The following is a 24,273-nucleotide window of genomic DNA, read 5'->3' on the forward strand; positions in this document are numbered from 1 at the left end:
CTCCCTCTAAACTTTATTTCCATTATCATCTCTTCCAAGTATTTTCCAATTTCTTTTAATTTCCTGATTTAAATCATCATTTGTTACTAAAGTTTTTTTATATTTTTTTCTTTTCTTATGTATAGTACTTTTTGTTTTCTTATGTAATTTTTTTTGGGTTTTTACTCTTTTTCTTATGGTTTTAGGTTTATAAACCTCTTTATCTTGTTCATTTATTTCCAAACTTGGTGTTACTTTTTCTTCAGGAGTTATAACAATATCTGCAGTTTTTATAACTGGTTCAGGTTGTTCAATTATCTTTGGTTGTTCAATTTTTTCAAATAGTTTTTGTTCATTAATATTTGCTAATTTCTTTTTATATATTAATTCTTCAATTTTTTTAGTAATTTTTTTATTTTGAGGTTTAATTTTAGAATAAAAATCAAGTGCCATATTAATTTCTTTAACAGAATTACTATAATCTTCTTCTTTATAATATTTGTCTGCTATATCAAAATGTTTTTGTGCTTCATTTTCATATTTTTTTAAAACTAATGTTTTGTTGATAGCTATAAATGTAAAAGAAAATATAAGCATTAAAAGAAGATATTTTAAAGGATTTTTTTGTTCTTGTCTTTCTACAATAATGATTTCCTCTTTTTCAACTATTCTTTCAGCAAAAATAGACATAAATGGTATTGTCATTCTTTCTAATTTTTCAATTTCCTCTATTTTTTCACTAATATTCTTTTCAATTTCAATTTTACTATTCCAACGAATTAAAGCATCTGATATATTATTGTCATTTATAACTTTCCAAAACTTTGGTGTCCCCAACAAAGCATAATCATCTTTTAACAACTGAATTGTTTTATTTTCATCACGAATTATATCTTCAACAATCATATTCTCACGGAATAGTTTTAATCTTGTATTTCCGATATTACTAATCATCATTTTATTTTCATTTATAAGAACAACTAAAATAGAAATTTCACCATTTTCTCTATTTTTTTTCAGCTTTCTTTCTATGATTTTTTTATATGCAGCATTTAAAATATTTGTCGCATTTTCTTGTGAAAATTCATTATTTTCAAAAAAATATCTGACAGCTTCTTCAACTCCTATTTTTGCAAAATTTTCATTCATATCGTTATCTACGATTAAACACCAAAATCCTCTTTCTCTTTCTGGAATGTATGTTGAATAAGTATTTTTCTCTGCAATTCCTGCATAATTTTTAAAAAAATATGTGATATATTTACTTTTTTTTTCGTCCAAATTAATCCCTCCTTTCAAATGTAAGATAAACATTTTAAACTAATAATTGTAGTTAAAATTTGTATATTTTGTTATTTCCAGAATTGCCACCATTTTTTATTAGCTTTTGAAGTTGCTTTTTTCAATTTTTTCTCTAATCTTTTTTGAATTTCATTAGATTCTCCTACTAATTTCATATCATCTAATGACATTTGATATTTTTTCATACTTTCTTGCCAATTTTTTTTCTTATACTCTTCATCTCCTTGTTGTTCATATAAATATCCTTCTACTTTAGATATTTTTTGTGATAAATATTCAATCTTATTTGTTTGATCATCAAAATCTCCTGAAGATTTTAATGTTTCAAAAATTTGTTTTGATTCAGTATATTTTGCTATACTTTCCGTGTATCTTTTTAAATTAAACAGCTGCTCTGCTTGTATTTCTAAATTTGTAGCATTTTGAATATTTTCTGCAATTTTTTCTCTTCTTTGTTTTTCTTGTTCAATCGCAACTCTCTGAGCTTCAATTTCTGCTTCTTTTGCTCTAATTCTTTGATCTGACTGTACTTTTTCCTTTTGTAATTGTTGTGCCGATTTTATTTGTTGTTCTTTTAATTGATCTGATAATCTTTTCTCGACATCCTTTAATTGTTTATCTTTTTGACTTTCAAGTTTTATATAGTCCTGTGCTTGTGCTATAAATTTATTTACATTTGCTACATTATTAGCATCTCCCAATTCCTGATAAATTGTTTTTGCTTTACTTAGCAACGTTATTGCTTCAGCTGGTTTATTATCAGTTATATGATTAAGTCCTTCTTGAACTAAATTATTTGCCGTTTGAATATTAGACATCTGCTTTGAATTTAATTCCTGTATCTTATTATCTATTTCCTGTGTTTTCACAGTATCTCCCAAAGCTTGATACATCTGTCTTGCCTGATAATAGGCTTCTCTTGATTTATTAGCATCTGATGCTGATAACAGATCACCTCTATTTTCTGTTAACATTGCTCCATTATATGCTGTTTTTTCTTTTTCATTAATTTCATCAATTTTTCTTTCAATACTTGATACATAATCTGCCCTACCATTTGTTAAATATATTTCTGATGCTGTTTTGTAATTTTCTTTTGCTAAATTAAAATTTCCTGCAGAAAAGGCTTGATTTCCAGCAGTTTCTATTGCCTGTGCTTCTTTTAATTTTGAAGCGGATTGTATTCTTGAATCTAGTGTTGTTAAGATTTCATTTGTATTTAATTCATCTCTTTTGTATGAGTTTTCAGATAAAGCAAATTTTGCTGATTGATAACTTTGAGTAGCATCATCATACCTGCCATTATTAAATAATTCATTTCCTTGATTTATATTTTGGAATGCCATTGCCAATTTTTCTGTTTGTACAATTCTATTTTTTACATTATTAATCATATCTTGAATTTTTTCCCGTCTTGCATTAGCATTAACAAAAAAACCAAATATTCCTTTACTTTTTGGCTTTAATTTTTCATATTCCCCAATAACAAGTTTTAAATCATCTACTGAATTATTAAAATTTTTCTTAACTAATTCATCATCTGCCTGTTGTTCATAGTTTGAAGCCCTTTTCATTATGTTGTTCCTTTTGTTTATATTCCAAAAAGTTAAAACTAAAATAATTAGCAATATTCCCAAACTTATAAGTCCTATCTTTATCCAAAAACTTTTTTGATCTTTTTCAATTGGCTCTGGAGAAGCAACCTTTTCTACCTTTACTGCAGCCATTGTATAATTTTCTACTTCATCCCGTAATGTTGCAATTACACTTTTTTCCAAAGAATCCATCCAACTTTTCTGATCTGGCTGTCGAGATAACTCCACTTCAAGTTCTCTTTCATCAACATTTTCCCAAAACCCTATCGTAGTTAAACAGAGAATATCATTTTCCTGTAATGTAATTGGAGTTCTTATTATATTAGGTTTTATTTTCCCAAAATCTCCAATTGCTTGTAATAAATCATTTCTTTGACGATGAAATTTTATATCTCTAGTATCTAATGCCCCCTCATCCACTAATAATTGTGCAATACTGTCATCTCTACTCTGAGAAATAATATATCCACCTCTCATATGATAAAGACGTGTATTTCCTACATTTCCATACAATATTGCATTATAATTACTAATTACTATTAAAAGAGAAGTGTGCATTAACGAGTATCTTTCTGTTTCTTCTTGTCTTTCTTTAACTTTTAAATTGGCATAATCCATCATTTCCTTAATAACAGCCACATTAAATCTTGGACGTAACATAAAATACTCAACTGCTGATTCAACTGCTAATTTTGCAGCAATGGCTGCCCCTTCTTCTGAATCGTATCCATCAGAAATTACCCAAATAGCATAGTTATCTAACTGTACGTAGCCAAAGTAATCGTTATTTTGAGATCTTGTTCCTGCTTCACTGAAAAAATTAGTTACGAACTTAGCTTCGTCCTTTCTCATTAAAATCTCCTTCTAAATGTTAAAATATAACCTAAAACAAACTATTCTAGCTCATTTATATATGTAATAATTCTTTATTTCTCAACTTGAGATTTTTCTTTATTCCAATCAAAATTTTTCCCACATAAATTTACAAATACAAATTTACTTTCTCCCATTTCAATCATATCAAAACTTCCTAATTCTTTTGTATTGTATAATGCTTCATTATTTATATAAATTAGACCGTTAGCATCTCCTGGTGTAATTACAAAAATACGCCCTTTAGGATTGTAACTAATTGAACAGTGATTCTTTCTCGAAATTGTCATATCGCCTTTTATTTGTATATCCATCTCATCACCACGACCAATAAAATTTCTTTCACTTACAATTCTAAAATCTTTTCCTTTATCTGCACCTTCTATACAAACAAGCCATCCAACCACAGGATCAATTCTTGAATCCTTTGCCCAGTATGCCATTGTTTTATCATCATCATTCATTTCTTCAACTAAATTAATCTTATCTTCTTTTACTTCCGTTTCTAATCCCTCTGCTTTACAATATGGACATGAAGAATATTTTGAAGTATCGTATATATGTCCATTTTTACATCTTTTTAATTCTGCCATTATAGACCTCCATAATAATTTACAAATTTAATAAAATTTATATCCTTTAATACTCTTAAATTATAACTTTTCTTAATAATTATCAAAAAATATTAATTTTATTTTTGATTTATTTTTTAAAGTTATCTAATACATCTAAATTTATATAAAGATATTATTACACATATTAAGTGATAATTCAATCTAAAAAATAATTTTTAATATTTTTTGATTTTTTGTTAATTTTAAATTAATTTTTTCTTCTAAAACAATATATTAAGTATCCCTAATAACGCATTTATCCCAAAACTCCAGTCTCTTGGTTTCTCAAATGTCGGTGAATCAAACTCTCTTTTAAATTTACCATTTTTACTGTATTCCTTACATCGCCAGTTATTGCTTGCCAGTTCCTTGCAATCTAGCTTTTTCTGCTCACTGTTATCAAAATACTCTATAAAAAAATCCTTTGCCTTGACATTTTCTTCCGGCTTTTCCGAGGCTGAAATATAGTCATATTTAAGTTTCCCATTTTTAAACACTTTCTGTTCCAATCCTGTCAACTTACCATCCTTATAGTTCAATATTCCCATAATTTGTCCTTTTTTGTCATATGCTGTGGATTCTCCATCCATAATATAACTAATTTCCCCTTTCTTACTGTAGTCTTGTATTACGCTCATTTCAGAATTTTTATGTACTCCATCTTCATAATATCCTGTTATAATCCCTCTCAAGCCTTCCGTTGCCTTAAACGTTCTATCCAGTTTACCATTTTGAAGATAACCTATAAATTCTGATACAATATTATCCTTATAAAATTTTTTTTCTTTCAATTTGCCATTTGGATAGTATTCAAATCCTTCTCCTTGAGCTTTATCATTTTTTTCTTGTGTTTCTAAAGATAACTGTCCGTTATCAAAATATTTGTAATGTTTTCCTTCTGATTTACCATTTATATAAGTGTATATTCCTATTATTCTACCATTTTTTTTTCTAATTGCTGCTCCAGTAAAAGGTTTATCTTCTCCATTTACATAAACTCTATCTTTTTCTTTGTTTCTTTCATAATTATCATAATCTACTATTCTTTCTACATTAATATCTTTAATCTCATCATAATTGCTTAAACTTTTTAATCCTTCTATTTCTGATAACTTCATCCCATTTAAAACAATACCAAAAAACAAAATAAGAGGTATAAATATATATTTTTTACTTTCCATCTTTACCTCCACTAATAGAATCTTTCTTACCAAAAATCTTACTAATACCTCCTATCAGCTTGCCTAACCCCTTCTTTCCTAAGCTCAGCGGATCTCCTACCTCCACATACTGTTCTCGCTTGAACGACTGCTTCAATAGCACTTCAAACCTTCCTTCTGATTCTGATAAGTTCATCTCCTCGCTGTAGGATACCAGCTCCACTTCTGGAATATACATATATCTTAATGGTACTTCCAGTTCCACTCCCAGCAGGCTTTCTGTCCAGTTCTTTAAGTCTTCCTGTTCCTTGTATGCCTCATAGTTTGCCTGTCCCTTGAGTTTGTCCTTCTTTATCCCTTCCTTTTCCTCTATCAGCTTGTTCTGCTGAGCTCTGTATTTTTTCAGCTCCGCTAATGTCTTTTCATCTTCCATATCATTTTTTAGCACTCCCTCAATGTCCTGCTTTTCTGTTTTTAGTAATTCTTCCTGCTCTTCTGCCTCTTTTATCTTTAGTTCCACATTCTCTAAATCTGATTCTTTGGCATTTGCCGCTGTTAACCGAGTTTTTTCATTGTTCAGCAAATCCTTGTTTTTACCTGCCGCATCCATTTCTGTTTTCAATGTGTTAAGCCTTGACTTCATATCATTTTCATTTCCATATTTGCTTATCAACGCTCTTTTCTTTAAGTCCCTGTCCTCTTTTGCATATAGTTCATTCTTTATCTTTGCATCAAGACTGCTTATTTCTTTTTCTATCGCATCTAGCCACTTCTGTATTTCAGCATACTCATATTCCTTTTCAGCATCCTTTTCACTGTCCCACTTGCTTGCACTGTCTTTTTTCTCCATTGGCTTGTCGTCCTTAAAGTACACTATCGTCAGGCTTTTCGTTATCCCCCTGTATGCATCCGCTGGCTGTGAGGGATCCCTTTTCTCAGGGTTCTGCCCCTTCTTCTGCTCCGCTTCTGTCGGCGGTGTATCATTTGATATTGCCCATTCCGATAACTGATTTATTGCCGTCAGGTTTGATACGTACTCTATCAGTTTCTTGCCTGTTTTCTGCCTGAATCTCTTCTGCTCCTCCTTACCCATCTTTGAATACTCTTTTATTCCATTAGTCAAGTCCTTCTCCTCTACCGTGTTTCCTGTTGCTCCTTCTGCCGCTTTTGCTTTCTTGTCAAGGCTCAAGAATACTATTTTTCCGCCTATCTTTACTACTGAATTTTCTGGAAACTTTAAATAGTCGTACTGCCCTTCAAAAATACTTCCCGCCTTCTTTGCCATCATTAATTGCGTTGGCCCATTTGCTCCATTTTGTGAATCATACTTTGAATACTCAACTGTATCTACATATACAGGAAGCAGCAATATCTCGCTCACTCCTGCATTGCCCTTCATAACTTCTCCCAATGGAACCGGATTTTTTATGAAATTCCTCATCACTTTATTGAAAAATCCTATATTTACTCCATCCTTATTGACTGGACTTAGTAATATTGCAGCTTTCATCTAGTTTGTCCTCCTCCATTTTTTATTGATTTTATTATTCCCTTTTAAAATACTAAGGATTCAATATGTTCCAGGCACCTAAAAATATGTTTACCCAAATATTTCCGTGATGATTATTATTCACAGACACGTATTTTCTTCCATCTACTTCCTGCTTGAAACTTCCATCCTTACTGTATTCCTTGCATTTCCAGTTGTCTTTTGACACTTCATCGCAGCTGTATTTCATAATATCACTGTTGTCATAATATTCAATGTAGCTTCGCATAGCCTTCAATCCTTTTATATCTTTTGTCCCTCCTATGAAATCATACTTCACTTTCCCATTTTTATATAACTTCTGTCTTTCTCCCAGCAAACTTCCATTATTAAAGTTAAGTTCTCCTAGTATGCTTCCATTTCTTTCATATACTGTTGTTTTTCCATTTCGTATATAATCAAATTCACCCTTTTCAAAATCATATTCTTGGATAACTTCTGATATATGTGATTTATTATTTGATTTTTCATAATATACTATCACTATACCTTCTTTTCCACCATTTCCTTTAAATGTATACTTTTTACTTCCATTTTCATTATAGCATTCATTAAAAATATCCATATCATTTTTTATTTTTGAATTACAACGTAATTTCCCATTACTATAATATTCAAATCCATTACCTTCTACCTTTCCATTTTCATAAAAATAAATAGCTAATATTTTTCCATTATCTTTAGAAATTAAGACTCCTTTATAAGGCTTGGTTTCTCCTTTAAAATACGCTATCCCTCCTCGCCTTTTTATTTGTGAATTTGAACCATAATATTCTGCTTCTGCTATCCTTTCAATTCTTATATTTTTAATTAAATCATAATTTTTTAAATTTTCTGCACCTTTTACATCAGACAATGTCATAGAAAATATCAAATTACTGAATAATAAAAATAATAATATATAATTTTTTAATTTATCTCCTACCATGTTTTCCACCTAATCCCTTAACAATCTCACCAATCTTATCCGCTATTCTTCCTATCCCCCTCATTCCTAATGATACTGGATCTCCTACCGTTGCATATTTCCCATCCCTTATTACCTGCTTTACTATTATTTCAAATTTTCCTCCCGCTTTCTCACTTAATTCTGCTACTTCTGAATATGATACTATTTCTACTTCAGGTACATACATGTATCTTAATGGGATTCCTTCCTTTATCCCTATCAGGCTTTCTGCCCAGTGCTTTCTTTTTTCCATTTCAAGCTCTGCTTCGTATTCTGACTTGCTTTTTACTTGGCTTTTTTTTACTTCCTTTCTTGATTCTATCAGCTTTTTCTGCTCTTCCTTCCACCTTTTCATCTTCTCCAGTGAAGTTTTGTCCAAAACATCGTTTTCTAACGCATCTCTTATTTCCTCATCCTCAGCTGCCAGCATTGCATTCTGCGAATTCAGCCTGTCTATTTCCAAGTCTATCATTTTCTTTTCCAAATCAGTTGCACTTGATGGTAACGCTGTCTTTTTGGCTTCTTCCCTTGCCTTTGTTGTTGCTATCTTTTCCTTTTCTTCCTTAATGCTGTTCAGCCTTAACTTCATAGAATTTTCATCCCCATATACTGCTAACATCTTTTGCTTAGTTACTCTTCTTGTTTCAATATCGTCCAGTTCCTTTTTTATATTGTCATCCAAGGCATTTATCTGTGTGTCCAATGCTTCCAGCCTCTTATTTGTTTCTTGGTATCTGTACTCCCTGTCTGCGTCGCTTATTTCATCCCAGTTTTTGGCATTTTTTTCATCTAAAAGGGGATCCATTTCATTAAAATATACTATCCACATATTTTTGGTTACTTTTGAATATACATTTATTGGAGTTGACGGCTCTCTGTTTCCTACATTTTCTTTCCCTTCTGCCGCGTCATTTACACTTGCCCAGTTATTCATCTGATTGATAACTGTCAGATTAGACAGGTACTGGATTAATTTCTTTCCTGCTTTCTGCCTGAACCTTTTTTTCTCGCTTGCCCCCATTTCACCATATTTTGTTATGCTTTCTGCCACTCCATCTTCCCCCGGTTTCTTATCTATATCCAGTGAAACAATATCTCCTAATACTTTTATATACTCCCCGTCTTTAAATTGGAAATATGCGAACCTGTTTTCTCTCCAACTTGCATTTTCCTTATCCATTAACATTATGGATGTAATTTCTGTACTTCCTTTTAAAAATTGTATCCCTGTTATATATACAGGCAAAAGAAGTATTTTACTATGTGATGCTTTCTCATTTGATTTCAGTGCTTTTTCTAACTCTCCAAAAGCATCATCTCTAAATTTTTTCAACTCTTTCATAAAAGTTTCTGAATTCATCCTGTCAGTTACTGGACTAAAGAACACTAATGCCTTCATATGATTTCTCCTCTCTATATTATTAACATCTCCTCAATTTTCAATGTTTCTTCTACTCCAATTACCCCATATTTATACTTTTCTTAATTGATTAGACTAAGTAGTTCTTCCTACTCTTCTGCCTCTTTTATTTCATTTTTTTTATCATTCCACCAAGTGGACATTGACAAATAGAATTGTCATTTATTTTATATTCACCAAGTATTCTTATTTTTTCAACATAATTTGTCCATGTTAATTTCGAACCATATAATTCTGAATTTAATTTACAAGTTTCTGCAAATTTACATGAACCAAAACTTTGAACATTTACACCTGCAACATTGTCTTCTACCGTTGCTACAATTTCTCCATTGACTGTAAACTTTTTTCTTGTTATTTGAAATTTACTTGGTTGACTTCCAGCATTACATATTAAATTATCACCATTTTTTAACATATCACTTTGTTTCATATCGTAACACTCCTTACACTTAATTCTCTGTTTTATAATCTATTAATGACGATTCAAATGAAACTTTTTCTTTTGCATTCACATCAATATTTTTATCCGCTTGCATTTTCATTTGATTTGTATTAAACTTAATAATTTCATTTTTTATATTTTCTTTATTTTCATTGGACAACGTTCCAAAAGAGAAATTTCGGTTAGAAAAAAATGCAATTAAAATTTTTTCTCCTGGTTTTGGAAGTAGTGTTGTTGAATTACCTTTAGAATATCCCGAATTGCTAAGTATCTCATAAGCATAAAAATATTCATTTTTTACTGTCATTTCTTTTTCAGATGAATTATCATTATTTTCTGTATTTTGTTTATCAGCATCATCTGAGCTTTTTTCATCACTACTATCATTTGTCTTTTCTGAACTTATTTGATTATTATCCATGACTTCTTCTTTTGTTTCATCATTTTTTTTCTCAATATTTTCATCTGAAGTTGTTTGACTAGTATCAGTTGAACTTATTTTTACACCATTTTCTCCCATCATTTCAGCAGAATATACTCCGTTCTCAATACCTTCAACAGTTTCAATAAATTCAGGATACATATCCCGTTTCATTTGTCCTTGTTTTTTTAAATCTTCATCAAAATCAACTTCCACACCTATATTCTTACTTTCCTCTATTGTTTTATTTATAATTTCATCGTTTTTATTAATTATTATATCAATATTTTCTATTCTTTTTGGTATCTCCCCATCTATCACTTCCTCAAAATCTCCTTCCAAAGTTTCAATTTCAGAAGGATGATAGAATATTCTACCTGTTCCCAATAATGTTCCTCTTTTTGATTGTTCTATTTCTTGACCTAAAACTATATCATTTTTTTTAATTTGGGTATCAATTTTATCTATTTCTTTAATCATTTCTCCTTCTTCAACTATTTCTTTATAATCTCCTTCCCAGGTTTCAATTTCAGAGGAATGATAAGTTATCTTGCTTGTTCCTAATCTTTTATCCAAATTTTTTAGTTTCTCTTCCAATGCTTTTTTTTCACTTTTTTGAGCTTCTGTTAACCTTTCTTTCTCCAACAATTCTTCTAATTTTTTATCCACCTCTGTTCTATGTTCTTCCAGTTTATTTTTTTCATCAATTAAGTCTTTTCTTTTTTTATCCAATTTCTTATTTTCATTTTTTGCATATTCTATTTGCTCTTTTTGCCAATAGTCCATTTTTTCAATATCTACGGTTCTTATAACTTTTCCTTCCAAAACAAAAGGATAAATTTCTTTTATATTAACTGTAAATTTTTTTATCTCTTCAGGAGTTTCACTTTTATAATAATATTCCGTCCCATAAAGATTGCTTATTCTTATCTCACTCTCATATAAGCAAAATCCGTTATTATAATCTCCTATTTCAAGATACTCATAAACTTCATTTTTTATCCCACTTAATTTCGTTTTTTTGTTTTTATCCTTATTTTCGTTTTTATCTATTGCAAATCCTATAGTAACTCTTTTACCTTTCATATATATTGGTATTTTCACTGTCTCTGTAAATAAAATTCTTTTTAAAAATTCCCAATATGTTTCATTATACATAATAATATAACCATATTTCATTATGCTATTAAATTCCAATTCTTCATCTTTTATGTCAAAATCAATCCTGGAAAGTGCAATTTCTTCTCTTTGATTTGTAGCATCATTTGATAAATATCTATGTATTTTTGCCTGCATTTTTTTTAAAAAGAAATCTAATGAATATCCTGTCTTAAAATCAACAAACTGAGGTATTCTATCAAGCAGTTTTGAAATTGAACTTGCTTTTAATTTGTAAATTCTACTTTTTTCATTATAATCAATTTTTTCAATAATACCATAAAATAATGTTTTTCCTGAATTCAAATCAACACCTATGTATTGTTTATCTTGATATAACAAATTATTTCCCTCAGAAGCTGATTTAATATTTTCCATTTTTTTTACTGTAAATTCATCTTTTATCGCAACTTGAAATGTCATTTCAAGTATAGAATGATTAAACATAGAATTTTTCACTATTATTTCAAAATTTTTAAATAGAAGGTATGTTCTATTATTTTTTTTATTAACTACATACACCTGAACTTTCCCTAGTAACTCGTTATTACCTTTTTTTATTCTTCTGTTTATCGTTACAGCACTTACCTCTCGTTTTAATTCTTCCATTTTATCACTTCCTTTATTTAATTTCCTGAAATCCTTTTCTATATTTTTATAAAGTCTTCTATTCAGTTATTTGTTACTTTTTTCTAAAACAATATATTAATTATCCCTAACAACGCATTTATCCCAAAGCTCCAGTCATTTGGACTTCTAAACGTAGGTGAGTCAAATTCTCTTTTAAAATTTCCATTCTTGCTGTATTCCTTACATCGCCAGTTTCCCTTTGATAGCTCATTACAATTCAGTTTTATCTGTTCGCTATTGTCAAAGTATTCTATATAATAATCCTGCATCTTTAAATCCTCAAGCTTATCTGAAGCCGAAATATACTCATATTTCAACTTGCCATTTTTAAATGCTTGCTGTTTTAATCCTGTTGTCTTGTTATCCTTGTAGTTTATTATCCCCAAGACTTGTCCTTTTTTATCATAGGCTATGGATTCCCCATCCATTATATAATTTATTTCCCCTTTTTTACTGTAGTCTTGTATTACACTCATTTCAGAATTCTTATGTATCCCATCTTCATAATATCCTGTTATGATTGCTCTTAATCCTCCTGTAGATTTTAATGTCCTCCATAATTTACCATTTTTGCGATAACTTGTCGATTCTATTACAACTCCATTTTTATAAACTCTTTCTTCTTCCAATTTACCATCTTCATGATAAACAACGCCTTTTCCTTCTGTTTTATCATTAATCTTCTTCACTTTTAATTTTAACTGTCCGTTTTCATAATAATTATTATAGTCTCCTTGAAGTTTTCCTTTTTCATAAAAGTATATTCCTGTAATATTTATTCCATTTTTTCTTGTAATTAACATACCAGTAAAAGGTTCTTCTTTGCCATTTTCATATACAATTCCATTTTTTCTTTCACCATCTTTATTACTTTTTAATATTGTCAACACTTCAATATTTTTTAACTCCTCATAGTTGCTTAATCTTTTTAACTCTTCTACTTTTGAAAGTTTTATTCCAAATATTGAGAAATGTAATAATAACAATAATACAGTAATTATTCTCTTAAATTTCACTTCCTTCTTCCCCTTTCGCTTTATTAGCTCCATCCCCAAAAATCTTACTAATACCTCCTATCAGCTTACCTAGTCCCTTCTTACCTAAGCTCAACGGATCTCCTACTTCCACATACTGTTCCCTCTTGAATGACTGCTTTAATAAAACTTCAAATCTTCCTTCCGATTCTGCTAAGTTCATCTCTTCACTATATGATACCAGTTCCACTTCGGGAATATACATATATCTCAATGGGACTTCTAGTTCCACTCCCAATAGACTTTCTGTCCAGTTCTTTATTATTTTTTTTAACCAATTTATTACAACTCCTTTCAAATCCCTCTCTTTTCTCTAAAACAATATATTAAGTATCCCTAGTAATGCATTTATCCCAAAGCTCCAGTCCCTTGGCTTCTCAAATGTCGGTGAATCAAATTCCCTTTTAAATTTACCATTTTTACTGTATTCCTTACATCGCCAGTTATTGCTTGCCAGTTCCTTGCAGTCCAGTTTTTTCTGCTCACTGTTATCAAAATACTCTATAAAAAAATCCTTTGCCTTGACATTTTCTTCCGGCTTTTCTGAGGCTGAAATATAGTCATATTTAAGTTTCCCATTTTTAAACACTTTCTGTTCCAATCCTGTCAACTTGCCGTCCTTATAGTTCAATATTCCCATAATTTGTCCTTTTTTGTCATATGCTGTGGATTCTCCATCCATAATATACTTTATTTTACCTTTTGTGCTATAATCCTGTATTACACTCATTTCAGAGCTTTTATGTATTCCATCTTCATAGTAACCTGTAATAATTCCTCTTAATCCTTCAGTTGCCTTGAATATTCTACTTAATTTTCCATTTTGATAATAATCTGTAGCTTCAATTATAATGTCATTTTTATAAAATCTCTTATCTTTCAACTTTCCATTTGGATAATATTCAAAGCCTTCTCCTTCTCCTTTATCATTTTTACTGTGAGCTTTTATATACAATTGTCCATTTTCATAATAATCATAAGTTATTCCCTCATTCTTTCCATTGGAATATTGATAAATCCCTGTTATATTTTGTCCATTTGTTCTTGCTATCATTATTCCATCGAAGGGTTTTGTTTCTCCTTTTATATAAGTAATTCCTTTTTCTTTATCAAATACAGGATTCGTTCCTATTTTTTCATATATTCTGCTTACATTGATATTTTTAATTTCATCATAATTACTTAATTTATCAATTCTATTTACTGTTGATAATGAAACTGAGTATGACAATACATTAATAATTACTAAAATAATAAAATAACAGATTTTTTTAACCATTATTTCCCCCTTTATCTCCTCTTTCGCTATTACTTCCTCCAAAAATCTTACTAATGCCTCCTATCAGCTTGCCTAACCCCTTCTTTCCTAAGCTCAGCGGATCTCCTACCTCCACATACTGTTCTCGCTTGAACGACTGCTTCAATAGCACTTCAAACCTTCCTTCTGATTCTGATAAGTTCATCTCCTCGCTGTAGGATACCAGTTCCACTTCTGGAATATACATGTATCTTAATGGTACTTCCAGTTCCACTCCCAGCAGGCTTTCTGTCCAGTTCTTTAAGTCTTCCTGTTCCTTGTATGCCTCATAGTTTGCCTGTCCCTTGAGTTTGTCCTTCTTTATTCCTTCTTTTTCTTCTATCAGCTTGTTTTGCTGAGCTCTATATTTTTTCAGCTCCGCTAATGTCTTTTCATCTTCCATATCATTTTTTAGCACTCCCTCAATGTCCTGTTTTTCTGTTTTCAGCAATTCTTCCTGCTCTTCTGCCTCTTTTATCTTTAGTTCCACATTCTCTAAATCTGATTCTTTGGCATTTGCCGCTGTTAACCGAGTTTTTTCATTGTTCAGCAAATCCTTGTTTTTACCTGCCGCATCCATTTCTGTTTTCAATGTGTTAAGCCTTGACTTCATATCATTTTCATTTCCATATTTGCTTATCAACGCTCTTTTCTTTAAGTCCCTGTCCTCTTTTGCATATAGTTCATTCTTTATCTTTGCATCAAGACTGCTTATTTCTTTTTCTATCGCATCTAGCCGCTTCTGTATTTCAGCATACTCATATTCCTTTTCAGCATCCTTTTCACTGTCCCACTTGCTTGCACTGTCTTTTTTCTCCATTGGCTTGTCGTCCTTAAAGTACACTATCGTCAGGCTTTTCGTTATCCCCCTGTATGCATCCGCTGGCTGTGAGGGATCCCTTTTCTCAGGGTTCTGCCCCTTCTTCTGCTCCGCTTCTGTCGGCGGTGTATCATTTGATATTGCCCATTCCGATAACTGATTTATTGCCGTCAGGTTTGATACGTACTCTATCAGTTTCTTGCCTGTTTTCTGCCTGAATCTCTTCTGCTCCTCCTTACCCATCTTTGAATACTCTTTTATTCCATTAGTCAAGTCCTTCTCCTCTACCGTGTTTCCTGTTGCTCCTTCTGCCGCTTTTGCTTTCTTGTCAAGGCTCAAGAATACTATTCTTCCGCCTATCTTTACTACTGAATTTTCTGGAAACTTTAAATAGTCGTACTGCCCTTCAAAAATACTTCCCGCCTTCTTTGCCATCATTAATTGCGTTGGCCCATTTGCTCCATTTTGTGAATCATACTTTGAATACTCAACTGTATCTACATATACAGGAAGCAGCAATATCTCGCTCACTCCTGCATTGCCATTCATAACTTCTCCCAATGAAACCGGATTTTTTATGAAATTCCTCATCACTTTATTGAAAAATCCTATATTTACTCCATCCTTATTGACTGGACTTAGTAATATTGCAGCTTTCATCTAGTTTGTCCTCCTCCATTTTTTATTGATTTTATTATTCCCTTTTAAAATACTAAGGATTCAATATGTTCCAGGCACCTAAAAACATGTTTATCCAAATGTTTCCGTGATGATTATTATTCACAGACACGTATTTTCTTCCATCTACTTCCTGCTTGAAACTTCCATCCTTGCTATATTCTTTACATTTCCAATTTCCTGTTGACACTTCATTACAGCTATATTTCATAGTATCGCTGTTATCAAAATACTCTATATAGCTTCGTATTGCCTTTAAATCCTTTATGTCTTTTGCTCCTCCTATAAAGTCATATTTCACTTTCCCATTTTTATACAGCTTCTGTCTTTCTCCCAGTAAACTTCCATTATTAAAGTTAAGTTCTCCTAGTATGTTTCCATTTTTTTCATATACTGTTGTTTTTCCATTTTTTATGTAGTCTACTACTTTTACTTTACTGTCATCTAATATTACTTCTTGTTTAGAAGATATTTTATTCTTATCTTTGTAATAAGTAATTTTAACTCCTCTTTTCATTTCTTCCATTTGTTTATAGCTTTGTCTAATATTTCCATTTTCATAATAATCTGTTATTTCTATTGGAATATCATTTTTATAAATTTTTGTGGAGTCTATTTTTCCATTTTTATAATACTGTATTCCTATTCCATTATTTTTACCATTTATATATGTGTATATTGCAGTTATATAATTATTTTCTCTAGAAATCACTGCACCAGTAAATTTATCTTTTTCTCCATTTACGTACAAAATATTTTCTTTTCTACTTAGTGGACCTGAAGTACCTGCTTTTTTTTCTATTACTCTTTCAACTTCAATATTTTTTATTTTATTGTAATCAACTAATTTTTCTATTCCAGAAATTTCTGATAATTTCATTCCAAAAATTAAATTATTTATTATAAAAAAATTTACAAAAAATACAAGTGTCATTTTAATTTTTATCATCTGCATGACTCACCCCTCCCACACCAATAATTTTACCAATCTCATCTTTTATTCTTCCTATACCTCTTAACCCCAACGATATTGGATCTCCTACTGTCGCATATTTCCCATCCCTTATTACCTGCTTTACTATTATTTCAAACTTTCCTCCCGCTTTTTCTCCTAGTTCCGCTACTTCTGAATACGACACTATTTCCACTTCAGGTACATACATATATCTTAGCGGGATTCCTTCCTTTATCCCTATCAGGCTTTCTGCCCAGTGCTTTCTTTTTTCCATTTCAAGCTCTGCTTCGTATTCTGACTTGCTTTTTACTTGGCTTTTTTTTACTTCCTTTCTTGATTCTATCAGCTTTTTCTGCTCTTCCTTCCACCTTTTCATCTTCTCCAGTGAAGTTTTGTCCAAAACATCGTTTTCTAACGCATCTCTTATTTCCTCATCCTCAGCTGCCAGCATTGCATTCTGCGAATTCAGCCTGTCTATTTCCAAGTCTATCATTTTCTTTTCCAAATCAGTTGCACTTGATGGTAACGCTGTCTTTTTGGCTTCTTCCCTTGTCTTTGTTGTTGCTATCTTTTCCTTTTCTTCCTTAATGCTGTTCAGCCTTAACTTCATAGAATTTTCATCCCCATATACTGCTAACATCTTTTGCTTAGTTACTCTTCTTGTTTCAATATCGTCCAGTTCCTTTTTTATATTGTCATCCAAGGCATTTATCTGTGTGTCCAATGCTTCCAGCCTCTTATTTGTTTCTTGGTATCTGTACTCCCTGTCTGCGTCGCTTATTTCATCCCAGTTTTTGGCATTTTTTTCATCTAAAAGGGGATCCATTTCATTAAAATATACTATCCACATATTTTTGGTTACTTTTGAATATACATTTATTGGAGTTGACGGCTCTCTGTTTCCTACATTTTCTTTCCCTTCTGCCGCGTCATTTACACTTGCCCAGTTATTCATCTGATTGATAACTGTCAGATTAGACAGGTACTGGATTAATTTCTTTCCTGCTTTCTGCCTGAACCTTTTTTTCTCGCTTGCCCCCATTTCACCATATTTTGTTATGCTTTCTGCCACTCCATCTTCCCCCGGTTTCTTATCTATATCCAGTGAAACAATATCTCCTAATACTTTTATATACTCCCCGTCTTTAAATTGGAAATATGCGAACCTGTTTTCTCTCCAACTTGCATTTTCCTTATCCATTAACATTATGGATGTAATTTCTGTACTTCCTTTTAAAAATTGTATCCCTGTTATATATACAGGCAAAAGAAGTATTTTACTATGTGATGCTTTCTCATTTGATTTCAGTGCTTTTTCTAACTCTCCAAAAGCATCATCTCTAAATTTTTTCAACTCTTTCATAAAAGTTTCTGAATTCATCCTGTCAGTTACTGGACTAAAGAACACTAATGCCTTCATATGATTTCTCCTCTCTATATTATTAACATCTCCTCTATTTGCAATGTTTCTTCTACTCCAATTACTCCTACGTGATATTTCCACATTACTCTAACTTTGTATTCAAAAGGAATAAAGAAACTTGATAATACTTTTACTTTCATTCGATTATTTTTTGTTTTTTCTGAATTTATATATAAAAGAAAATTTCTTAATTTAGTTTTATCCCTATAAACAATAGAATCGCTAAATATTTCCTTAAATGCTCGCAAAAAAATATTAAAACTGCTATCCTCCTCATAATATTTTTTTATATATTTAGCTATAATCCTTTTTTCCTTTTTATTCAAATATTTAAAATAATTTTGAACTTCTTCACCAAATTTACCATTTTGAACATCATTTATAATAAAGTTTAAGATAATATCATAAGCATTCAGCCCTTCCATCAAATCTACATTTCCAAATAGATGAAAATATAAATTATTCAAACTTTCTTTTAATATTATTTCCTTGTTTTTATCATTTTCTGATTTTTCAATAATTAACCCTTCAAATCTCAAATATGGATTAACAGGAACTTTATTATCCACAGTTTTATTGTTTGAAATAACATCATTATTAACTTCAAAATATGCCCCTATCCTGCTTTCTGGAACAAAAAAGTTTATCTGTTTCCTTTTTTCATCATCTTCAAAATAGTCTTGCAATATGCTCCATATATATTTATAATTTTCTTTTTTATTCAACATATTCATCAACTACTTTAAAATTATATTGTGGATAAGAATATTCTAGTTCGCTTACAAAAAATGACATTAGTTTTACAAACTCTTCTTTGGGAATATTATTATTTTTTATTTTCAGAGTTACTCCCTGCTTTAATCTCTCGTCCAAATCAAAATCAAATTTTATAAACTCATTCAACTTTTTCAATTTTAAATACTTGGTTCCATTAAATATTTCAGGATAAATTTTATCTACTTTTAAGCCTTCAAATATTCTGTAAGAATTTAAGAATCTGTTTAATTCCACTTTTGTCCGTATTTTATTATTTAAATTTACTATTCTTTCATTAATTTGTGCATTTGAATAAATTTTAAAATCCAATTCTTTTTCGTATTTTATATTTGAAAAATCCATAAATTCCCATACTTCCCATATTAGATCCTGTTTTTCATTCGATAAAACATTTATATTTTCTGCTTCATCTCTATATACTAAAAAAAATGGTTTATTGTTACTTGAATTTATTAAAATATTTCTATTTTGATTATAATCCAGTCTATATTTATAAACTATTCTTTCTTCATCAGGTTGAACAAAATCTTCGGACTGAACACTTATTCTATTAATATTCCAAACTAAAAATACATTCTTTTTTGCCTTAATTTCCATTTCTTCCAAATCATATTCAAAATTTTGAATATCTTGCAAATCAATATATTCTTTTTCAAATTCATCTAAAATAATATCATAAAAATTATCATTATAAAACGAATTTATAGTTTTCCATTCTCTTCCATTTTTTTGAAAAAGATAATATAATTCTTGAATTTTTTCATTATATTTTTTATTTTTTTCAATTCTTATTTTGACAGGAAATTTTTCACCATTTTTTTCAATATAACTGTTAAATTTTCTATTTTCTAAATTTTTAATTTCTTCATCAGAAAGTTCCATATATACAGTTTGCACAACCATATTTTTTTTTGTAATGATATTTCTTATATTTATTCCTTTTTTAGTTTTATCTGAAAAGTCAACCATATCTACAGGAGAAAAAACTCCATCATTTAATCTATATTCTTCTTCGCTCATTACAGTCATACATATATCAAGTTTCTTTTTTTCTGTATTCAATGTTTCTTCCACTTTTTTTTCAATTATATTTATTCTTTGTTCTAAATACTTTTCAATTTCTTCAAAACTTTCTAAAATATTTTCCTTGAAAAATTTTTGCAAAGCTTCACTTTCAAATTCCAAGATTTGACGTTTTATAATATCTGTTGTATCTTTCATATTTTTTTATATAAATATTAATATTAATTTATTAAATACTATATACTCCTCTCCTAATATCAAAATTTATATTTTAAATTTAAACCATTGAATTTTTGACCACTTTGTTTTTCATAAACATAAAATTCCTCTATTCTTCTATTTCATATACTATATTTGCTGCTTTTGCTTCCATCTCTTCATCCATCTGAATATTCATCTTAGTAGCATTAAATTTAATTATTTCATTCATTATATTATCTTTATTAGCATTTTCTAAAGTCCCATTTACATATGATAAAGTTTTTGTAATATTAACTACTACTTCCTCACCAATTTGTGGTTTTATCGTAAGAGAATTTCCTTTGGAATATCCACTATTAGATAATATTTCAAATCCATAAAAATATTCATTTTCAACTTTAACTGTTTCATTTACTTTGTCAGTATCATTAACTTCTACTGTTTTTGAAGATTTTTCTCCTGCCATTTCAGCTGTATAAACACCATTTTCTGCACCCTCTATATCTTGCCTGTACTCCTTATTAGTAAATTTAACCCCCAAATTTTTTAAAAAATCATCAAAATTAACTCTTACACCAATATATTTAGTTTTTTCAACTTTTGATTCAATAGTTTTTTTATTTGTTTCAATCATTTTTTCTATATTTTCTAATCTTTTACTTAATTGTTTTCTCTTTTCTTCTATTTCTTTTTGAGGAACCTTTGAAGAACTTATATTTATGTTCTGTTCTTTTGATAATAAATCATGTTCTTCTTGTTTCAACTCTAATTTCCTTTTTTCTAATTCCTTATCAAAATTAATTAGAAACTGTTTTTTTTCTTCAATAATTTCATCAACCTTTTCCATATTTTCAACACTTTCAACTTTTCCAACTAATTGTATTGCATCAACTTCCTGTTGTGTTACTTTTAATTCATTTACTATTTCATCTAAAGTTGCACTTGCATAATAATATTCTGTTCCAGTTGTATCTTTTATCACTATTTTACTTTTATAAATACAATATCCAGCATAGTAATCTCCAATTTCCCTAATTTCTCTAATTTGGTTCTTTGTTTCAAAATTTAATTTAATTTTCTCTATAATATTTTCTTCTTCTTCTGATTTTTTAGAAAATCCAATTACAATACTTTTCCCTTTTACATAAACTGGTATTTTAAAACTTTCAAAATACATAATTTTTTTTAAAAATTCCCAATATGTTGTATTTAACATAAGAATAGGATTATATTTTTTTATATTCAAAAATGGAAATCTTTCATTTTTTATATCAAAAGAAATTGTTGAAAATTCTGATTTTTCTTTTATATTATCAGCTTCATTTAATAAATACTTTTTTACTTTACTTTGAAATTTTTTTAAGAAAAATTCTATTGAATATCCTGTTTTAAAATCAATATATTGGGGAAATCTGTCTATCAATTTTGAAATTGAAAATGCTTCTAATTTATATTTTCTTATGCTTTCATCTTTCTGAAAACTATTTACAACTCCATAAAATAATGTTTTCCCATCTACAGTATTAATGCCTATATACACTCTATTTCGAGTTAAATTTGGCGATAGTTCTAACATTTTTTTTACTATATCTTCTGTATATCTATCACTTTTTAGATTAGTAAAACTCATAGTTAATTTTGAATGATCTAACATACTATTTGTTATTTCTAACTCTATACTTTTTAATAATAAATATGTTTTTTCATTTGCTCTAACAGTACTAGTAACTTTTTTTATATTTACATTACTATTTTTAGTTTTAGAAGTTTCATCTTGATTATCATTTCCACTTGTACTTATCAAATAAATTTGTAAATTTCCAAGTAATTCAGTTTGATTTTTATCAATACTTTTACTTATTCTTTGGTTTATTTCTATTGGAGAAATTGTCATTTTTTCACCTTCCTTATTTTATTTTTTATAATTTTATATTTTCATCTTCTTTAATATTTATTTTATTTATAGCATATTTTAATATTTCTTTTATTTCCTTTATTTCATCATTAGACAGTACTTCTTTTACATCATTTGTTTCAAAAAGACTATTTTCTTTCTTACAAATCCATCCAACACCAGTTTTTAAATTTTGTTCACATTGAATTTTACTGGCTTCATAATCTCCGTAAACTATAATATTTTTTATTTTAAAATTTTCTGGATTAGCATCTTTAAAGGCTATCTCATATTTTAATTTTCCGTTTTTATCATAAAAATAATTCAATCCATTAACTAATCCATTGTCTTTACTGTCTTCAGGATACTCAATTTTTACTTTTAATTTCCTTCCAAGTTCATCATTCAATTTTACAGTTTTATATTTATAACCTACTCCATTTTCTTTATCTACAGCAATAGCTTCTATATGGATTTCTTCAGGCCCATTTGGATAATAGAAATATAAATCTGCTTCCATATTTTCTCCTATTTCAAGTGTTCTTTTAAAGCTGCTTTTATCATACCATTCAGTAATATTTCTTAATTTCCCATTTTTATAAAATTTTTGAGATTTTCCCTCGCCACTTTCGTAATACTCTTGAGTCCAACCTTCCAGTATACCATTTTTAACTCCTAAAATTAACCTCACCTTGCCATTTTCATAAAATTTAAAACTAAGAAAATCAAGTTTTCCATTTTTTATAATAGATAAGTCAATAATATTTCCTTTTTTATCTCCGGTTACAATTACGCCATTAAAAGGCGAATCTTCTCCTTTAGCATATATTATGCCATTAACTTTTTTACTTTCTTCTTTAGATATTATTCTATCAGTTTCAAAATTTTTTATTTGATCATACATATTTAATCTTTTCAAACCATTTATTTCCGATAATTTTATTGCATTTAAAACAGAAGAAATTCCTAATAAAATTACCATTATTAATTTTTTCATTTCTCTATCCTTTCACTACAGCCCAAAAACCTTCAACACAGGCAACAAATAGTTAATCCAGTCCTTCGTTCCTCTCTGCTTATAAATAACTGTCGGATACTCCTTCTCTCTTTTGAATGTCCCATCCTTCTTGTATTCCTTACAAGTCCAGCTTCCATTTGGTTTCTCCTCACAGTGCATTGCAACCTTATCGCTGTTGTCATAATATTCAATATAATATTGTGAGGGTTTTGCTGGTTCATTCCACTCTCCACCAGCAATAAACTCATATTTTAATCGGTTATTTTCATAAAATTTCTGTTTCTGTCCAACTGTACTGTCATTTTTAAACTGCATTTCTGCAAATAAATTTCCTTTTTTATCATATAACAAAGATTTTCCATCAAAAATGTTTTGATTTCTTACATTAGGATCTTTTAAAAGTTCTACTTCAGCAGATTTTATTCCATTTTCATAGTATCCTATCAAATTAGTTTTAATATCGTCATAAAAAAATAATCTTTTTTGTAATCTTCCACTTTTATAATATACATAACTTTCTCCATTTACTCTACCATTTTTATAAAAATAAAGTGCATAGATATTAATCCCATCTTTTCGATAAATCTGTACTCCTGTAAATGGTTGATTTTCATTTTTTAAATATAATAATCCATCATTTCTTCTTTTGACTTCACTACTATCTTCATATATTTGATTCGTATTTCTTTTTTTTATTTCATTATAATTGCTTAATTTATTTATATCTTGTACTTCTAGTAAAGTTTTTGACATTATAAAGGAATTGAAAAACAAAAATAATATAACAATTCTTTTAATTAGTTCCATCTTCATTTTTTAATCCTCCAATAATCTCCTCAGCACTATCCCATAAATCCGCCACTCTATTCTTAAAAAATGATATTGGATCCCCCGCTTCTACAAATTTGGCGTTGTCTGTTACCTGCTCCAGTATTATTTCAAATTTTCCTTCCGACTTTTCGCTTAAACTCAGGGTTTCTGAGTAGCTTAATAAGTTTACTTCTGGTATGTGGATGTATCTTACTGGTATTTTTTTATTTAACATAATTCTCCTTTCA

General features: G+C 29.3%; 21 protein-coding genes. All 21 read right to left on the minus strand.

Annotation, left to right across the window (positions count from 1 at the left end; all coding sequences use genetic code 11):
* Nucleotides 1-6 precede the first annotated feature (6 nt).
* A complete protein-coding gene (locus tag HW276_RS09635; RefSeq protein WP_036060182.1) occupies nucleotides 7-1,260 on the minus strand; it encodes a PP2C family serine/threonine-protein phosphatase in 1,254 nt (417 codons plus the stop codon).
* Nucleotides 1,261-1,331: 71 nt separating this feature from the next.
* On the minus strand, nucleotides 1,332-3,728 hold the full coding sequence (locus HW276_RS09640; protein WP_021746694.1) for a PP2C family serine/threonine-protein phosphatase: 2,397 nt from the start codon (nucleotides 3,726-3,728) through the stop codon (nucleotides 1,332-1,334).
* A gap of 74 nt (nucleotides 3,729-3,802) precedes the next feature.
* On the minus strand, nucleotides 3,803-4,342 hold the full coding sequence (locus HW276_RS09645; RefSeq protein WP_021746695.1) for an FHA domain-containing protein: 540 nt from the start codon (nucleotides 4,340-4,342) through the stop codon (nucleotides 3,803-3,805).
* A gap of 242 nt (nucleotides 4,343-4,584) precedes the next feature.
* Nucleotides 4,585-5,544: a toxin-antitoxin system YwqK family antitoxin gene (locus HW276_RS09650; protein ID WP_178938303.1), complete on the minus strand. Its 960-nt coding sequence runs from the start codon at nucleotides 5,542-5,544 to the stop codon at nucleotides 4,585-4,587.
* The gene (locus HW276_RS09655; protein WP_178938304.1) at nucleotides 5,534-7,033 is read right to left on the minus strand and encodes a hypothetical protein; all 1,500 of its coding nucleotides are present in this window, start codon (nucleotides 7,031-7,033) and stop codon (nucleotides 5,534-5,536) included. The genes HW276_RS09650 and HW276_RS09655 overlap by 11 nt, the downstream gene beginning before the upstream one ends.
* Before the next feature lie 52 nt (nucleotides 7,034-7,085).
* Nucleotides 7,086-8,000 carry a hypothetical protein gene (locus HW276_RS09660; protein ID WP_178938305.1) on the minus strand — a complete coding sequence of 305 codons (915 nt, stop codon included), beginning with the start codon at nucleotides 7,998-8,000 and terminating at the stop codon, nucleotides 7,086-7,088.
* Complete coding sequence (locus HW276_RS09665) at nucleotides 7,987-9,420, minus strand: hypothetical protein (RefSeq protein ID WP_178938306.1); 1,434 nt, start codon at nucleotides 9,418-9,420, stop codon at nucleotides 7,987-7,989. The genes HW276_RS09660 and HW276_RS09665 overlap by 14 nt, the downstream gene beginning before the upstream one ends.
* A 127-nt stretch (nucleotides 9,421-9,547) precedes the next feature.
* Nucleotides 9,548-9,874: a PAAR-like protein gene (locus HW276_RS09670; protein ID WP_021746683.1), complete on the minus strand. Its 327-nt coding sequence runs from the start codon at nucleotides 9,872-9,874 to the stop codon at nucleotides 9,548-9,550.
* Nucleotides 9,875-9,893: 19 nt separating this feature from the next.
* Nucleotides 9,894-12,074 carry a hypothetical protein gene (locus tag HW276_RS09675; protein ID WP_178938307.1) on the minus strand — a complete coding sequence of 727 codons (2,181 nt, stop codon included), beginning with the start codon at nucleotides 12,072-12,074 and terminating at the stop codon, nucleotides 9,894-9,896.
* Between the two features lie 83 nt (nucleotides 12,075-12,157).
* The gene (locus tag HW276_RS09680) at nucleotides 12,158-13,111 is read right to left on the minus strand and encodes a toxin-antitoxin system YwqK family antitoxin (protein ID WP_178938308.1); all 954 of its coding nucleotides are present in this window, start codon (nucleotides 13,109-13,111) and stop codon (nucleotides 12,158-12,160) included.
* A complete protein-coding gene (locus HW276_RS09685; protein ID WP_178938309.1) occupies nucleotides 13,101-13,427 on the minus strand; it encodes a hypothetical protein in 327 nt (108 codons plus the stop codon). Before HW276_RS09685 ends, HW276_RS09680 begins: the two co-directional genes overlap by 11 nt.
* A gap of 15 nt (nucleotides 13,428-13,442) precedes the next feature.
* On the minus strand, nucleotides 13,443-14,408 hold the full coding sequence (locus HW276_RS09690; RefSeq protein ID WP_178938310.1) for a toxin-antitoxin system YwqK family antitoxin: 966 nt from the start codon (nucleotides 14,406-14,408) through the stop codon (nucleotides 13,443-13,445).
* Entirely contained in the window at nucleotides 14,401-15,837 is a 1,437-nt protein-coding gene (locus HW276_RS09695; RefSeq protein WP_178938311.1) for a hypothetical protein, read from the minus strand. Before HW276_RS09695 ends, HW276_RS09690 begins: the two co-directional genes overlap by 8 nt.
* Before the next feature lie 121 nt (nucleotides 15,838-15,958).
* Nucleotides 15,959-16,873, minus strand: a complete 915-nt coding sequence (locus HW276_RS09700) for a hypothetical protein (protein WP_178938312.1) — start codon at nucleotides 16,871-16,873, stop codon at nucleotides 15,959-15,961.
* Nucleotides 16,860-18,299, minus strand: coding sequence for a hypothetical protein (locus HW276_RS09705; RefSeq protein ID WP_178938313.1), 1,440 nt, complete (start codon nucleotides 18,297-18,299; stop codon nucleotides 16,860-16,862). The genes HW276_RS09700 and HW276_RS09705 overlap by 14 nt, the downstream gene beginning before the upstream one ends.
* A 14-nt stretch (nucleotides 18,300-18,313) precedes the next feature.
* Nucleotides 18,314-19,030, minus strand: a complete 717-nt coding sequence (locus tag HW276_RS09710) for a hypothetical protein (RefSeq protein ID WP_178938314.1) — start codon at nucleotides 19,028-19,030, stop codon at nucleotides 18,314-18,316.
* Entirely contained in the window at nucleotides 19,020-20,300 is a 1,281-nt protein-coding gene (locus tag HW276_RS09715) for a hypothetical protein (RefSeq protein WP_178938315.1), read from the minus strand. Before HW276_RS09715 ends, HW276_RS09710 begins: the two co-directional genes overlap by 11 nt.
* A 130-nt stretch (nucleotides 20,301-20,430) precedes the next feature.
* Nucleotides 20,431-22,197 (minus strand): hypothetical protein, encoded by a 1,767-nt coding sequence (locus HW276_RS09720; protein WP_178938316.1) that lies wholly within the window; start codon nucleotides 22,195-22,197, stop codon nucleotides 20,431-20,433.
* A gap of 25 nt (nucleotides 22,198-22,222) precedes the next feature.
* Nucleotides 22,223-23,194, minus strand: a complete 972-nt coding sequence (locus tag HW276_RS09725; RefSeq protein ID WP_178938317.1) for a toxin-antitoxin system YwqK family antitoxin — start codon at nucleotides 23,192-23,194, stop codon at nucleotides 22,223-22,225.
* A gap of 15 nt (nucleotides 23,195-23,209) precedes the next feature.
* Entirely contained in the window at nucleotides 23,210-24,028 is an 819-nt protein-coding gene (locus HW276_RS09730) for a hypothetical protein (RefSeq protein WP_146995872.1), read from the minus strand.
* Entirely contained in the window at nucleotides 24,009-24,260 is a 252-nt protein-coding gene (locus tag HW276_RS09735; RefSeq protein ID WP_178938318.1) for a hypothetical protein, read from the minus strand. Before HW276_RS09735 ends, HW276_RS09730 begins: the two co-directional genes overlap by 20 nt.
* Between the last annotated feature and the right edge of the window lie 13 nt (nucleotides 24,261-24,273).

The organism is Leptotrichia sp. oral taxon 417 (assembly GCF_013394865.1).
Lineage (GTDB): Bacteria > Fusobacteriota > Fusobacteriia > Fusobacteriales > Leptotrichiaceae > Leptotrichia > Leptotrichia wadei_A.

Coding starts and splice junctions, on each gene's coding strand:
- HW276_RS09690 (WP_178938310.1), bottom strand. CDS start 14,408: ATGGTTAAAAAAATCTGTTATTTTATTATTTTAGTAATTATTAATGTA.
- HW276_RS09695 (WP_178938311.1), bottom strand. CDS start 15,837: ATGAGGAATTTCATAAAAAATCCGGTTTCATTGGGAGAAGTTATGAAT.
- HW276_RS09735 (WP_178938318.1), bottom strand. CDS start 24,260: ATGTTAAATAAAAAAATACCAGTAAGATACATCCACATACCAGAAGTA.
- HW276_RS09730 (WP_146995872.1), bottom strand. CDS start 24,028: ATGAAGATGGAACTAATTAAAAGAATTGTTATATTATTTTTGTTTTTC.
- HW276_RS09675 (WP_178938307.1), bottom strand. CDS start 12,074: ATGGAAGAATTAAAACGAGAGGTAAGTGCTGTAACGATAAACAGAAGA.
- HW276_RS09705 (WP_178938313.1), bottom strand. CDS start 18,299: ATGAAGGCATTAGTGTTCTTTAGTCCAGTAACTGACAGGATGAATTCA.
- HW276_RS09720 (WP_178938316.1), bottom strand. CDS start 22,197: ATGACAATTTCTCCAATAGAAATAAACCAAAGAATAAGTAAAAGTATT.
- HW276_RS09660 (WP_178938305.1), bottom strand. CDS start 8,000: ATGGTAGGAGATAAATTAAAAAATTATATATTATTATTTTTATTATTC.
- HW276_RS09650 (WP_178938303.1), bottom strand. CDS start 5,544: ATGGAAAGTAAAAAATATATATTTATACCTCTTATTTTGTTTTTTGGT.
- HW276_RS09715 (WP_178938315.1), bottom strand. CDS start 20,300: ATGAAAGATACAACAGATATTATAAAACGTCAAATCTTGGAATTTGAA.
- HW276_RS09700 (WP_178938312.1), bottom strand. CDS start 16,873: ATGATAAAAATTAAAATGACACTTGTATTTTTTGTAAATTTTTTTATA.
- HW276_RS09665 (WP_178938306.1), bottom strand. CDS start 9,420: ATGAAGGCATTAGTGTTCTTTAGTCCAGTAACTGACAGGATGAATTCA.
- HW276_RS09725 (WP_178938317.1), bottom strand. CDS start 23,194: ATGAAAAAATTAATAATGGTAATTTTATTAGGAATTTCTTCTGTTTTA.
- HW276_RS09655 (WP_178938304.1), bottom strand. CDS start 7,033: ATGAAAGCTGCAATATTACTAAGTCCAGTCAATAAGGATGGAGTAAAT.
- HW276_RS09640 (WP_021746694.1), bottom strand. CDS start 3,728: ATGAGAAAGGACGAAGCTAAGTTCGTAACTAATTTTTTCAGTGAAGCA.
- HW276_RS09710 (WP_178938314.1), bottom strand. CDS start 19,030: ATGTTGAATAAAAAAGAAAATTATAAATATATATGGAGCATATTGCAA.
- HW276_RS09645 (WP_021746695.1), bottom strand. CDS start 4,342: ATGGCAGAATTAAAAAGATGTAAAAATGGACATATATACGATACTTCA.
- HW276_RS09670 (WP_021746683.1), bottom strand. CDS start 9,874: ATGAAACAAAGTGATATGTTAAAAAATGGTGATAATTTAATATGTAAT.